Origin of the sequence: Streptomyces sp. NPDC003456, from assembly GCF_042878735.1 — a bacterium.
Lineage (GTDB): Bacteria > Actinomycetota > Actinomycetes > Streptomycetales > Streptomycetaceae > Streptomyces.
In genome coordinates, this window is sequence record NZ_JBIAOK010000002.1 from 1,055,635 (window position 1) to 1,069,127 (window position 13,493).

The window sequence follows — 13,493 nt, forward strand, 5'->3', positions numbered from 1 at the left end:
CGTGCTCACCTCTCCGTTCCGAGCCGGGCCGCCGCCACCGCGGCCTGGCCGTAGCTGATGCCGCCGTCACCGACCGGCACCTCGTGCCCGACCAGGACCCGCAGCCCCTGGGAGCGCAGCAGGCGCCGCACCTCCGCCAGCAGGCGGCCGTTGACGAAGCAGCCCCCTCCGAGGCAGACGGTGCGGGGCGCGCCGCCCTCGACGGCCCGGGCGACGAGGTCGGCCGTGACACGCGCGAGCGTGAGGTGGAAGGCGGCAGCCAGGTCCCGCGCCTCTTCGCCGTCGGCCAGCCGCTCCAGCAGCTCGGTGAGGGTGACGGCCGAGTCGTACACCCACAGGCCGCGCACCCGGACCACCCGGTGGGCCAGCGGCACGGCGTGCGCCGCCCCCGCCATGGCCTCCAGCCGGACGGCCGCCTCGCCTCCGTAGCTGACGGGACCGGCCGCCGTCCCCAGGAGCGCCGACACCGTGTCGAACAGGCGTCCCGCACTGGACGCCCGGGGACAGTTGACCCGGCGGGCCACCATCGCCCGCACCACGGCGGCCTCATCCCGGTCGAGCTGCTCGGTGGCGCGGCGGACGAGCGCGGGGGAGGGGAGGGGTGTGCCCAAGGGCTCGGGGTCCAGGAGGTGGCCCAGGGCGGCACGGGAGGGGTGGCGCACGGCCGCGTCACCGCCGGGCAGGGGTGCGGTCGCGAACCTGCCCACCCGGCGGTAGCCGCTCAGCCCGGCGAGCAGGATCTCACCGCCCCACAGGGTGCCGTCGTCGCCGAGGCCGAGACCGTCGTAGGCGACCCCGAGGAAGGGGCCGCTCACCCCGTGCTCGGCGGCGACGGCGGCCACGTGCGCGTGGTGGTGCTGGACCCCGATGCGCGGCAGGTCCTGCTCCTGCGCCCACTGAGTGGACAGGTAGCCGGGATGCAGGTCGTGCGCCAGCGCGACCGGCTCGATCCCGGTCAGCCGTTTCAGGTCGGCCCAGGACCGCAGGAAGGCCTCGTACGTCGCCGCGTCGGCCAGGTCGCCGGTGTGCGGCCCCAGGTACGCCCGCCCGTCTCCCGCGAGCGTGAACGTGTGCTTCAGCTGGGCGCCCACCCCGGCCAGCGGCGTCCGGACGGTGAGGGGGAGGGGCGCGGGCGCCAGCCCGCGGGCCCGGCGGACGGTGATGCGCTGCCGGCCCCCGATCAGCACCACCGAGTCGTCGTAACGGGCCCGGATGGGCCGGTCGTGGGTGAGGAACCCGTCGGCGACGGAGGCGAGCGCACCGAACGCCTCGGCCTCCCCGACGGCGATCGGCTCGTCCGCGAGGTTGCCGCTCGTCACCACCAGGGGGCGGTCCACCTCGTCCAGCAGGAGGTGGTGCAGGCCGGTCGTGGGGAGGAAGAGGCCGGTGCGCGGGACTCCGGGGGCGACCTCGGGCGCGATGAGGTGCTCGCGCCGCGGCGCCAGCAGCACCACCGGACGTGCCGGCGAGACGAGCACCGCCCGCTCGGTGCGGCTGACGCGGGCCAGCCGGACGGCCGCCTCCATGTCGCGGACCATGACCGCGAACGGTTTGGCGGGCCTGTGCTTCCGCTCGCGCAGCGCCGCCACGGCCTCGCTGTCCGTGGCGTCGCACACCAGCTGGTAACCGCCGAGTCCCTTCAGCGCGACGACGGCTCCCGCCGAGAGCGCCTGCGCAGCGGCCCGCAGGGCAGCCGGGCCCCTCAGGCCGCCGTAGGCGATCCGGGGCCCGCACGCGGGGCAGGCGACCGGCTCGGCGTGGAAGCGCCTGTTGCCGGGGTCGGCGTATTCGGCGGCGCAGTCGCGGCACAGCGGGAAGTGCCGCATGGTGGTGCGGGCACGGTCGTAGGGGAGATCCTCGATGATCGTCGCCCGGGGGCCGCAGTCGGTGCAGTTGATGAACGGATAGCGGTAGCGCCGGTCGGCGGGGTCGTACAGCTCCCGCAGACAGGCGTCGCAGATCGCGGCATCGGGCGGGATCTCCCGAACCGGGCTGCCCGTGCGGCCGGACGCGCGGCAGGACGTGCTCTCCCGGACCCGGAATCCCGCGCCCGGGCTGTCGTCGGCGCCGGTCAGTTCGACCCGCCGCACGCGGGCCAGGGGCGGTGCCTGCGTGCCGAGGCGGGCGGCGAACTCGTCGATGACCCGGGAGTCGCCGGCGACCTCGCCCTCCACATGGCCCGCCACATTCGCGACCCAGCCGTCCAGTCCGAGGGCGTGGGCGGTGCGGTACACGAAGGGGCGGAAGCCGACACCCTGCACGACCCCGAAGACACGGAAACCCCGTACGGTCATCGCCCGCTCCCCGTCTCCGCGGCACGGTGACGGAGCAGCTCGCCCTCGATCGCGTCCGCGAGGATGTCGACGGCGTCCGCCACGGCAGGCGTCAGGCCGGTGCCCAGGGACGAGTCCGAGCCCTCCACCGCGTACACGACGAGGCGCCCCGGCAACCGCCCCAGTGCACGGGCCATGTCGACGGCCTCACCGAGACCGAGCCCGTGCGAGCTGGTCGTCGCGGCCCGCCCCGGCCGTTCGTCGCCCAGTGAGATGCGGTGGATCCGGCCCGGAGTCGCCGGCTGCGCGTACGCGGCGTCCACGACCACAGCCAGCCCGGCGCCTTCCCACAACCCGATCAGCCGGGCCGGGTCCCCGTCGCACACCGACACCACGGTGCCCGGCGGGAGGGCCCCGGTGGTGGCCCGCTCCGCCAGCAGAGCGGCGACCGCCCGGCCCGCACCGTCGTCGCGCCGGAACTCGTTCCCGACGCCGATCACGACGATTCGTCCTGACCCCATGACTCCACGCTGGGCCCTGCCCGCGCGCCGATCCAGGGCCGAAGGGCCCCGATGCACCGGGCGGAGCGCCCATGAGGCTGGTGGAGCGCGGGCAGCGGCGAGCGGGTCGCCGGCTGAGGACTCCTCCGGCCGGAGAAGCCGTCCAGCGCGCACCTCACGGGTGCATGCCCCGCACCACCGCGACCGGGCAGTGAGCGTGATGCAGCACCGCCTGGCTGACCGAACCCAGCAGCAGCCCGGCGAACCCGCCGCGCCCGCGCGCGCCGACCACCACGAGCTGAGCCGACCGGCTCGCCCTGATGAGGGCTTCCCTCGTCCCGCCGTGCACCGCCTCGCCCCGCACCGTCACACCCGGGTACCGCTCCCGGGCGTCGGCCAGTGCCTCCCGCAGCAGGATCTCCGCCCTCTCGGCGAGCGCCTCCGAGGGATCCACCGGCGACCCCGAGGCGGCCGGCGGCGCGGGCGCCGTGGGACTCCACACGGTCCAGCAGTGCAGGGCCACCAGCGGTGCCTTGCGCAGGGCCGCCTCCGTGAAGGCGAAGTCGACGGCCTTCGCCCCGGTGACCGAGCCGTCCACTCCGAGCACGACCGGGCCGTCGGCCTGCGACGCCTCGCGCACGACGAGCACGGGACACGCACCGTGTGCGGCCAGGTGCACCGCCTTCGAGCCCGTGAGGAGCCCCGCGAAGCCGCCTCGGCCCCCGGAGCCGACGACCACCAGGTCCGCACCCCGTGACTGTGCCTCCAGGACGGTCACGGGCTCGGCGTCGATCACGACCGGGTGCACGGCGACGCCGGGCGCCACCGCCCGGGCCCGTTCGACCGCCTCGTCCACGTGCTGCTCGGCCGCACCGCGCAGCTCGGACTCCGGCAGCCCGGTGGACGACGCCGACCGTGCGAACGGCGCGGGCAGGACGAACGCGTGGACGACGCGCAGTTCGGCCCGGCGCCACCGTGCCTCCCGGGCTGCCTGCTCGGTCGCGGCCAGCCCCGACGCCGAACCGTCCACCCCCACGATCACCAGACCAGGCACCATGACTCCCTCGCCGCCGAAGCCGGTTCCACCTCTCCAGCTTCACCCCGGCGAGGCCCTCCTGCCTCCAGGGCGCGGCGACGGCCGGCCGTGGCCGCCAGAAGCCGGACGGGTCCGGAACCGGCGGGCCCCGTCACTCCCGGTCCGGGGCCGACGGATCGAGGCCGGCCAGCCGGAGCCAGCGGATCAGCCCCGCCGCATCCGCGCCACCGCACTGGAAGCCGACGTGTCCGTCCGGGCGGACCGCCACCATGCCGCGGCCCGGGCTGCTCGTCAGGCGCAGGACGGAGACGTAGGACCCGGTCGGTGCCGGCGGCGGGGCAGCGGCGTCGCGCTGCAGCAGCAGGTGCGCACCCGGGTGCGCCAGCAGCTCGTGCAGCCGCCCGGGGGAGCCGGCCACGTCGACAGCGGCGTCCGGGACGCGGTCGCCCGGGCGGGGGGCGCCGCGCAGCACGGGCGTTCCCTGCACCGACAGAGGGCTGCGCCGGTACGTCACCCGCAGCTGCGACACCACGCGTACGGCTTCGGCGACCAGGCGGCGCCGCCGCAGCAGCGCGGGCACGACCGGAGCCGCGTACGGGGCGGCCGCACCACGCAGCCAGGACGGGATCCGCCCGGAGGACGCCTCCGCCCAGAACGCCGCGTGCGTCAGCAGGAGCCGGTGGTGGGCGGCCGGCCTGCGCTCCTGCTCGTACGAGTCCAGCAGCGGGTCGCCGTCGGCTCGGGTGGGGGAGTCCCCTCCGGCCCGCTGCGACGCCAGCGCGAGCTTCCAGCCGAGGTTGACCGCGTCCTGGACGCCGGCGTTCATGCCCTGGCCGGTGGCCGGCGAGTAGTTGTGGGCCGCGTCCCCGGCCAGGAACAGCCGTCCGATGCGGAAGCGCCGCGCCAGACCGCACCGCAGGGGGACTCGCGCGGACCACGCCAGGTTCTCGATCCGGGTCCGCGTGCCCGCGTCCGTCAGCAGCTCCTGGAGCTCGTCCCGTGCGACGGCGTCACCCGGCTGCCCGAAGTCCTCGGCGGTGCCGCCGGCGCTCCTCCGTGTCGCCAGCAGTCGCCAGGCGGCCTGCTCGCCGAGCGGGAAGAGGAGCACCAGTCCCTCACGCGCGGGGAACACCTGGGCGCCGGAAACCAGGGACCGGCCGGAGGCGCTCGTCAGGTCGAGGTCGGCGAGGACGACTTCGACCCGGTACGGCCTGCCGCGCCACCCGAAGCCGGCGGCGGAGCGCACCGTGCTGGCCGGGCCGTCGCAGCCGGCGAGGTAGCGGCAGCGGACCTCCTCCACGCCGCCCGGGGTCCGCAGGACGGCCTTCGCGCCGTCGCCCTCGTCACGGGCGCCGAGCAGTTCGGTATCCCGTTCCACCCGCACTCCCCGGTCGCCGAGTGCCCGCGTCAGCACGGCTTCGACGTCCGCCTGGCGCACGAGGCTCAGGTGCGGGAACGCCGTTCCGGGCAGGTCGAAGTCGGCCAGCGCCGTCTCGACGCTGCGCGGACCGAGCCGGAGGAGCACGGTCGGAGCGGTGTCGGCCCGCTCCAGCACGGCGCCGGTGACGCCGAGGGGGCGCAGCACCTCCAGGGTGCGGGGATGCACGATCAGGGCCCGGGAGGGGCGGAAGGCGTCGGGCCGCCGCTCGACGATGCGGACCCGGGCACCGTGGTCGTGGGCCTCCAGCGCGAGGGTCAGACCGGTGGGCCCCGCCCCGACGACCAGGACGTCCGGGCTCATCGCCGTGTTCCGTCGCCCGCCGGCCGGGCCCACGCGGGGACCTCCTCGTCGGGGGCCGCGGTGCCGGCCAGGCCGGGGTCCGCGAGGACGGCGTCGCGGCGCAGCCCGGGCAGCACGGTGTACCGGATCGAGCCGGGGACGCTGACCAGGGCCAGCACCCGCCACAGGGCGCGCGCGTACCGCTCGGCGCGTTCCGGGCCGTCCCACTCGTACACGCCGCGGTAGCGGCCGTGCTCGTCGTCCGTCAGCCACAACTTGGAGGTGAAGCCCGGGAAGCCGACGAACAGCGGTGTGTTCAGCCAGCTCTCCGCCCGGAAGAAGGCGTGCCCCCGGCCCCGGATCAGCCGGAGGCGGAACACGACGACCAAGGTGCACGGATCCGCGGCCAGACCGCTGCCGAGGCGGGTCTCGCGGTACACCCGCGCCGAGGAGCCGTCGGCGAAGCGGACTGTCGATCCCACGCGCTCGCCCGGCACGTGCACGAGCCCGCGGGCCAGCAGCACCCAGCAGACGAGGAAGCAGGCAGCGACGGCCCGCCAGGCCTCGAACGGAGCGAGCGGCTTCTGTTCCCGCATGACGAGGCTCCTTCCGGCCGTGCCGTGTCCCCTCTCCGAGGATCGCTCCGGCCCCGCCGCCGCGCATGCGGGCGGCGACCGGTGCCCTCGGCGGTCGCGCCGGTGGCCTTCCGGGCCGCGGCCATGGCGGGCGGGTGACCTCGGCCGTGTCGCGGCGACCCCCACGGCCCGACCCGTCTGACGCCGCACATACGAGGGAACATGCACGAGAGAATTTACGCGAAAAAAGTTTCGCTAATCTGTTGACCTCCACGCGACGCCCAGGTGACGCTGGAGGGGCTCCCTCTTCCGTCACGGGAAGGTGCGACGGTCATGAACTCCCTTGCCTCTGCGCCCTCGACCGCTTCCGCCCTGGACGCACCGCTCGGCCGCCGCCGGCGGTTTCCGGTGGGCGCGGTGCTCGCCGACCGTCTCGACGACGCCTCCGTCGTGGACGTGGCCGTCCGGCTCGCGGTCGCGCATCGCGGTCCGCTGCTGCTCATCGCGCTGATGCCACCGCTGCCGCCGCGGGGTGTGGCGCTGCGCCCGGAGCGGGCGGCCGTGCGGGCGGTGCTGGGGCGGGCTCTGCCGCGCGTCCTCCGGGCCGGCATCTCCTACGACGCGGCCGTCTGGCACCGTCCCGCCGAGCGGGACGGCCGGCTGGGTGCCGCCCGGGCGCTGCTCGACCTCGCGATGGCTCAGAACTGCGCGTCGCTGGTGATCTCGCGCACCGGGCCCGCGGGGCTGGACGCGTGCACCGTGATGGAGGCGGCCGCCCTGCGCGGTGGCCCCGTCGTCCGGGCGGCTTCCCCCGTGCCCTGGGCACCTCTGACCGCGCCCTGCCCTCCCGTGCATCGGGCCTGACGCCGGCCCGCCCGTGCGGCGGGTCCGGCACCTGCCTGCTCGTGTGACGGGTCCGGGCCGCCCGCCCGTCAGGGTGACGCGTGCTCGGCTTCGCTGTCGGCGTCGGAGCTGTCCTCGCGGTGCAGGAAGGTGGTCAGCAGGTCGCCGACGGGGTGGTCGGCCTCGCTGGGGTGACGCAGGGCGACCGTGGGGTCGATCGTGTAGCGGTTGCGGCGGCCGACCCGGGTGCGGGTCAGATACCCGGCGGCTTCTAGGTCGGCGACGATCAACTGCACGGCCCGCTCGGTGATGCCGATCCGGTCGGCCACGTCCCGCAGGCGGGCCTCGGGGTCGTTCGCCAGGAAGATCAGGACCCGGGCGTGGTTGGTGAGGAAGGTCCAGTGGTCACCGCGTGCGGAGGAAGGCCGGCTCATGGCCACATCCTAAGGACTGTGCCGCCTCGCGCCCACGGCAGTTCGCGAAACGTCATTGACGAAAACTGTTTCGCGTAACTCTTGACGTATGTGGCGGTGCCGGGTGAGGCTGGACATATCCCCCCTCTCGCACCTTCGCCGTCGCCGAAAGGGCGTGCCGATGTCTGCCTCCACCCTTCGCCGGTCCCGCCCTGCCGTCGGCACGCCGCCGCTGCCGCCGTCCCTCCCGCGCCCGGTCACGGCGGTGCTGACCACCGGCGGTGACGATCAGGCCGTGCTGGAGGTCGCGGTGCGGCTGGCCGCCCCGCGCCGGGAACCGGTCCTGCTGGTGGCCCCCCTCGTCCACGCTGCCACCCCCGCCCCGCACGTGACGCGGACGACGAAGGAGGTGCATGCCCATGTGATCGGGTCGCGCGGGCCCGGCTCCCCTCCGTAACCGCCGGGCCCGGCACCGTCCTGCTCTCCTCCGTCCCCCGACTCCAAGCCCGAGGGAAGCCGATCCGCCATGAATGACCTGTCGTTCACCGTCCCGCTGTGGGTCTGGGCCGCCGTCACGCTCGTCATCGCCGTCATGCTCGCCGTCGACCTGATCGCCCACCGCGACAACCACGTGATCGGCTTCAAGGAAGCGGCCGTCTGGTCCGGAGTGTGGATCGCGATCGGTCTCGCCTTCGGCCTGGTCCTGCTCGCCTGGAAGGGAGGGGAGGTCTCCTCCACCTACTACGCGGGCTACCTCATCGAGAAGGCGCTGTCGATCGACAACGTCTTCGTCTTCGCGCTGGTCTTCTCGTTCTTCGCCGTGCCGGACGCCTACCAGCACAAGGTGCTGTTCTGGGGTGTGATCGGCGCTCTGGTCTTCCGGCTGGTGTTCATCTTCGTCGGCGCCGAACTGCTGCAGTTGTTCTTCTGGACCGCCTACCTCTTCGGGGCCTTCCTGATCTGGACCGGCTACAAGATGGCCGTCTCGAAGGACGAAGAGGTCCACCCCGACCGCAACCTCGTGGTCCGTGCGGTCAGGAAGATCGTCCCGACCGATCCCCGCTTCCACGGCGGACGCTTCTTCACCAGGATCGACGGGCGGCGCGTGGCGACCCTGCTGTTCGTGGCGCTGGTCGCCATCGAGGCCACCGACCTCATCTTCGCCGTCGACTCCGTCGCGGCGATCCTCGCCATCACCACCAACACCTTCCTGGTGTGGACCGCCAACGCGTTCGCCGTCCTCGGCCTGCGCAGTCTGTACTTCTGCCTCGCCGGCCTGCTGCGCCGCTTCACCTACCTGCACTACGGGCTGGCGGTCCTGCTCGCCTTCGCCGGCGTCAAACTCATCCTGTCCGAGACCCCCGTGGGGAAGCTGCCCATCCCCCTCACCCTGGGCGTCATCGCCGTCACCATCACGGTGTCCATCGGCTGGTCGCTGATCGCCACTCGCGGCGACGAGGACGACACCGACGAGGACGGCGGCGGCCCGCAGGCCCCCGAGCCCGCCTCCGGAACCCTGCCGGGCTCCGTATCGGCCCCGGATGCGCGGCGGCCCGACGCATCGTTGCCGTGAACGAGCCACCGGGCCAGGACGGCGTCGAGACGCTGCGGGCTCCGCGGAAGCCCGCCTCGGTCTCCCGCGCCGGTGGGCGCCCGGTCAGCGGCGGATCAGGCCGAGGTCGGTGGCGGTGGCGACGGCCGCGGTGCGGGAGTCGACGCCGAGCTTGGCGTAGACGCGGGCCAGATGCGACTTGACCGTGCCTTCGGTGAGGTGGAGGCGGGCACCGATGGCCTGGTTGGACAGGCCCGCGGCGACGAGCGTGACGACCTCGGTCTCCCGCGGGGTCAGCGCCGTGCGGGGGGCGCGGAGCCGGTTCATCAGCCGGTCCGCGACGGTCGGCGCCAGCGTCGTGCCGCCGGTCGCTGCGGCCCGTACGGCAGAGGCCAGGTCCTCCGGCGGAGCGTCCTTCAGCAGGTAGCCGGTGGCGCCGGCTTCGATGGCGGGCAGCACGTCGGCATCGCTGTCGAAGGTGGTGATGATCAGCACGCGGGGAGCCGCCGGCCGCGCGGTGATCAGAGCGGTCGCCTCCGCGCCGCCCATGCCCTTGCCGAACTGCAGGTCCATCAGCACGACGTCGACGTCGCCCGCGGCGGCACGGGTGACGGCGTCCTCGGCGGTGGCGGCCTCGGCCACGACGACCAGGTCCGGCTCGGTCTCCAGCACGGCGCGCAGACCGGCACGGACGACGGGGTGGTCGTCGGCCAGGAGCAGGCGCACGGGGGCGTCCTCGGTCATGGGCGGGCCTCGGTTCTCGTGCGGTCCGGCGCGGTGAGGGGGAGTCGAACGGTCACCGTGGTGCCGCCTCCGGGAGACGACGTGAGGGCGAGGGTGCCGCCGAGGGCATGCACGCGGGAGCGCATGGCGGGCAGCCCGAATCCGCGCGACCCGGGGTCCGGGGCGGGAAGCCGGTCCGGCTCGAAGCCGCACCCGTCGTCGACCACCTCGAGGCGGACGTGGTCGCTGTGCCGGCCCAGGGTGACCTCCGCGGTGCCGGCCCCGGCGTGCTGGACGGTGTTGGCCAGGGCCGACTGGGCGATGCGCAGCAGTGCGACCTCCTGCGCGGTGGCGGACGCGACGGGCTCGCCGGTGGAACGGAAGCGCACGGTGAGCCCGTGCCGGGCGGACACGGTGTCGCACAGGCGGTCCAGAGCGCCGGCCAGGGTGGTGCCGTCCAGCGTGGGAGGAGTGAGTGCGGCGATGAAGCGCCGGGCCTCGGCGAGGTTGTCGACGGCGGCCTGCCGTGCCTGAGCGACATGGCGAGCTGCGTCCTGCGGGGCCCGGGGCAGGGCTCGTTCGGCGGCCCGCAGCAGCAGCTGGATGCTGGTCAGGCCCTGGGCGAGGGTGTCGTGGATCTCGCGGGCCAGACGGTCGCGCTCGGCGAGCACACCGGCGGTGTGCTGGGCGGCGGCCAGGTCGGCGCGTGCACGGGTGAGTTCCTCGATCAGTCTGCGGCGGTGTTCGCTCTCCCGGTACAGGGCCTGGTATCCCCACACCACCGCGACCGCGACAGCGGCACCGAGCGCCGGGCCGATGGCCATGGCAGGGCTGAAGGAGTCCTGGTGGGTGGCGAAGCCCGCGACGGCCGCGGCCGTGGTGGCGGCCACCGCCGCCAGTCCGGCGCGGCGCGACAGCAGGTGCAGCTCCAGGAAGTAGAGCGGGAAGGCCATCCACACGGCGTCGGGGGACAGGGCGAGCAGCAGCAGCCAGCAGCTGCCCACGGCGGTCAGCCACACCGCGGCCGTGCGCCGCGACCGGCGCACGGACGGCAGCACGGGCCCGACCGCGTACACCAGGCCGCACGCCGCCGCAGCGGCGACGATCCATGCCGCGTCGGGCCGTCCGTCGGCCGCGGCGCGACCGGCGGCCAGAGCGAGCAGCCCGATGACCAGCAGGTGCAGGGACCAGGCCAGTGCCCGGGTGGTCGGGGTGAGGGTGGGAGGAGCGCTGTTCACAGTGCGTCCCAGGGTACGGAGACCGGCGGCCGGTGGCCTCTGTCGAAAGATGGAAGCCGCGCTCCGGCTTCCGGCCCGTCGAATGCCGTCCTCTGCCGGACGCGCGAGGAGGGGGCCGCCGGTGACAGTGGGGCCGTACCGCTTCGATCGCCGGAAAGGACAGGCCCACGCCGTGTTCGTCGCCTGGAGAGACCTGAAGTTCGCCAAGGGGCGCTTCGCCCTGATGGGAACCGTCATCGTGCTGATCACCCTGCTGGTGGGACTGCTGTCCGGACTGACGGCGGGACTGAGCAGGCAGAACGTCTCCGCGATCACGGGGCTGCCCGCCGACCTGATTGCGTTCCGGGCGCCGGGCAGCGGTCAGGACCTGTCGTACTCCCGCTCCACCGTGACCGCACGCCAGTGGCAGCAGTGGGCCGGATCGGACGGTGTCCGGAGCGCGGAGCCGCTGGGGATCACCACCACCATGGCCACCGCCGGGGACAGGAGCGCCGGGGTGTCGGTCTTCGGTGTCCGGCCCGGCTCCGTCCTCGCCCCGGACGGTGGAAGGATCACGGACGACGCGGTGGTGCTGTCCGTCACGGCCGCCGACGACCTCGGCGTCGAGGCCGGCGACTCCCTCGGGCTGGCGGGCCGCCTGCTCAAGGTGGCCGCCGTCGCGGGCGACGCCCACTTCAGCCACACCCCGGTGGTGTGGTCCAGCCTGGGCACCTGGCAGCGGACGGCGCCTCCCGCCGGAGGCCCGGAAGGCCCGAGGGCGACCGTCATCGCAGTGACCACCACCGCGGAAGCGGACCCGGCCGCCATCGACCGCAGAGCCGGCACCACGGCGGTCACCGTCGAGGACTCACTGCCGGCGATCGGTTCCTACACCTCCGAGAACGGATCCCTCCAGCTGATGCGCGGCTTCCTGTTCGCCATCTCCGCCCTCGTCATCGGAGCCTTCTTCACGATCTGGACCATTCAGCGCAGCGGCGACGTCGCCGTCCTCAAGGCCCTCGGAGCCCCCACCGCCTACCTTCTCCGGGACGCTCTCGGCCAGGCGCTCCTCCTGCTCGTCGGCGGCACCCTCGTCGGGACCGGCATCGCCGCCGCCGTCGGCGCACTGCTGGCCGGCAGCGCGGTGCCCTTCCTCCTCACCCCGGCCACCACCCTGGCGCCCGCCGCTGTGATCACCCTTCTCGGCGCCTCGGGCGCCGCCCTGTCCGTCCGGCGCATCACGTCGGTCGAACCGCTGACCGCCCTGGGGAGCGCCCGATGAGCCTCGCGTTGACCGGCATCACTCTCACCTTCCCCGACGGAGACACCCGTCTGACGGCCCTCGACCGGATCCACCTGGAGGTTCCCCGCGGCAGCCTGACGGCGGTGGTGGGCCCGTCCGGGTCCGGGAAGTCGAGCCTTCTGGCCGTCGCCGCCACGCTGATCGGACCCGACGCCGGCAGTGTCACCATCGACGGCCGGACCACCTCCGGCCTCACCCGCGGCGAACTGACCGCACTGCGCCGCCACAAGATCGGCATCGTCTTCCAGCAGCCGCATCTCCTGCCGTCCCTGACCGCGGTGGAACAACTCGAGGTGCTGGCTCGGATCGACGGCCGCGGACCCCGCGCCACCAGCGCCCGTGCGACGGAACTCCTCGGAGCCGTCGGGCTGGCCGACCTGGCCGGCCGCCGGCCCCACCAGCTCTCCGGCGGCCAGCGTCAGCGCATCAACATCGCCCGCGCCCTGATGAACGACCCCGCCGTGCTCCTGGTCGACGAGCCCACCAGCGCTCTCGACCACCAACGGGGGGCCGCCGTCGTCGACCTCATCACGCGCCTCACCCGCGAGCGGGGCACCGCGACCGTCCTGGTCACCCACGACCGTGCCCACCTCGCGGCCGCGGACCAGGTGGCCGACATGCGGGACGGGCGCCTGACCGTGGCAGGGCGATCGCACCTGCCGTGAGGAAAGGACCGGCCGGCGCGGGTCACCCCCTCCTGTCCCCGCCGGTGCGACCGGAGCGGATGCAGAAAGCGGTGGCTTGTGAAGACAAGTGGACAGGTTCGGCCACTGATGGCCCATTAGAGGCCATGCGCGGGTGCGGGGGACGCCGATGCGCTGTGATGGCCCGATTCCTGTAGATATGCCAGCCGGGTGGGGCCACCATGGACGACGAGGACAGCACAGTACCGGCGCGCGGGGCCATGGTGGCGGGACCGCCGTCCTGTCGCTGCGGCACCGGACCGGCGGGGGAGGGGCCGGCGGCAACCGCTCCGGCCGGGGAGGGCCTGGCAGCGGGCGAGGAGCGGTTCCGGGGGCTGCTGGAGGCGGCGCCGGACGCGATGGTGATCGTGGACGACGCGGGGCTGATCCGGTTGGTCAACGCGCAGACGGAGTCGCTGTTCGGGTACGGGCGGGCGGAACTGCTGGGCCAGTCGGTGGAGTTGCTGATCCCGGGGCGGTTCCGTCCGCAGCACTCCCGGCACCGGGAGGCGTACGCCGAGAGCCGGCAGGTGCGGCCGATGGGGGCCGGGCTGGAACTGCACGGGCTGCGCAAGGACGGCACCGAGTTCCCGGTGGAGATCAGCCTGAGCCCACTGGAGACCGCCGACGGGCTGCTGGTCTCCGCGGCCGTCCG

The 13,493-nt window shown here is 74.3% G+C and carries 14 protein-coding genes; 6 read left to right on the forward strand and 8 right to left on the reverse strand.

The features are described 5' to 3' along the window. Positions 1-5: 5 nt before the first annotated feature. The 5 genes from hypF to ACFYWG_RS10200 form a co-directional block, all read right to left on the reverse strand. Positions 6-2,294 (reverse strand): carbamoyltransferase HypF, encoded by a 2,289-nt coding sequence (gene hypF, locus ACFYWG_RS10180; protein ID WP_389200491.1) that lies wholly within the window; start codon positions 2,292-2,294, stop codon positions 6-8. Beyond that, complete coding sequence (locus ACFYWG_RS10185; RefSeq protein WP_376333087.1) at positions 2,291-2,794, reverse strand: hydrogenase maturation protease; 504 nt, start codon at positions 2,792-2,794, stop codon at positions 2,291-2,293. Before ACFYWG_RS10185 ends, hypF begins: the two co-directional genes overlap by 4 nt. Before the next feature lie 154 nt (positions 2,795-2,948). After that, positions 2,949-3,830, reverse strand: a complete 882-nt coding sequence (locus tag ACFYWG_RS10190; RefSeq protein ID WP_385420995.1) for a universal stress protein — start codon at positions 3,828-3,830, stop codon at positions 2,949-2,951. Positions 3,831-3,960: 130 nt separating this feature from the next. Next, entirely contained in the window at positions 3,961-5,550 is a 1,590-nt protein-coding gene (locus ACFYWG_RS10195; protein ID WP_385420997.1) for an FAD-dependent monooxygenase, read from the reverse strand. After that, complete coding sequence (locus tag ACFYWG_RS10200; RefSeq protein WP_389200494.1) at positions 5,547-6,125, reverse strand: hypothetical protein; 579 nt, start codon at positions 6,123-6,125, stop codon at positions 5,547-5,549. Before ACFYWG_RS10200 ends, ACFYWG_RS10195 begins: the two co-directional genes overlap by 4 nt. A gap of 312 nt (positions 6,126-6,437) precedes the next feature. On the opposite strand from ACFYWG_RS10200, the gene ACFYWG_RS10205 reads away from it, so the two are divergent. Beyond that, the gene (locus ACFYWG_RS10205) at positions 6,438-6,968 is read left to right on the forward strand and encodes a universal stress protein (protein WP_385421001.1); all 531 of its coding nucleotides are present in this window, start codon (positions 6,438-6,440) and stop codon (positions 6,966-6,968) included. A gap of 68 nt (positions 6,969-7,036) precedes the next feature. On the opposite strand, the gene ACFYWG_RS10210 is transcribed toward ACFYWG_RS10205, so the two are convergent. Beyond that, positions 7,037-7,381: a helix-turn-helix transcriptional regulator gene (locus ACFYWG_RS10210; protein WP_376333099.1), complete on the reverse strand. Its 345-nt coding sequence runs from the start codon at positions 7,379-7,381 to the stop codon at positions 7,037-7,039. Positions 7,382-7,541: 160 nt separating this feature from the next. Between ACFYWG_RS10210 and ACFYWG_RS10215 the strand changes: the two genes are divergently transcribed. Together ACFYWG_RS10215 and ACFYWG_RS10220 are read left to right on the forward strand one after the other, a co-directional pair. Beyond that, complete coding sequence (locus ACFYWG_RS10215; protein ID WP_383503851.1) at positions 7,542-7,817, forward strand: hypothetical protein; 276 nt, start codon at positions 7,542-7,544, stop codon at positions 7,815-7,817. A 69-nt stretch (positions 7,818-7,886) separates the two neighbouring features. After that, entirely contained in the window at positions 7,887-8,933 is a 1,047-nt protein-coding gene (locus ACFYWG_RS10220) for a TerC family protein (protein ID WP_383503850.1), read from the forward strand. 84 nt (positions 8,934-9,017) lie between these two features. On the opposite strand, the gene ACFYWG_RS10225 is transcribed toward ACFYWG_RS10220, so the two are convergent. Beyond that, positions 9,018-9,656, reverse strand: a complete 639-nt coding sequence (locus tag ACFYWG_RS10225; RefSeq protein WP_383503849.1) for a response regulator — start codon at positions 9,654-9,656, stop codon at positions 9,018-9,020. Then, a complete protein-coding gene (locus ACFYWG_RS10230; RefSeq protein WP_383503848.1) occupies positions 9,653-10,873 on the reverse strand; it encodes a sensor histidine kinase in 1,221 nt (406 codons plus the stop codon). Before ACFYWG_RS10230 ends, ACFYWG_RS10225 begins: the two co-directional genes overlap by 4 nt. Before the next feature lie 172 nt (positions 10,874-11,045). Here ACFYWG_RS10230 and ACFYWG_RS10235 point away from each other — a divergent pair, with 172 nt between their 5' ends. The 3 genes from ACFYWG_RS10235 to ACFYWG_RS10245 all read left to right on the forward strand — a co-directional run. After that, the gene (locus ACFYWG_RS10235; protein WP_385421026.1) at positions 11,046-12,134 is read left to right on the forward strand and encodes an ABC transporter permease; all 1,089 of its coding nucleotides are present in this window, start codon (positions 11,046-11,048) and stop codon (positions 12,132-12,134) included. Further along, entirely contained in the window at positions 12,131-12,820 is a 690-nt protein-coding gene (locus tag ACFYWG_RS10240; protein ID WP_385421006.1) for an ABC transporter ATP-binding protein, read from the forward strand. Before ACFYWG_RS10235 ends, ACFYWG_RS10240 begins: the two co-directional genes overlap by 4 nt. A 200-nt stretch (positions 12,821-13,020) precedes the next feature. Continuing rightward, positions 13,021-13,493, forward strand: a 473-nt coding sequence (locus ACFYWG_RS10245) for a PAS domain S-box protein (RefSeq protein ID WP_389200498.1), incomplete at its 3' end; no start/stop codon positions are given.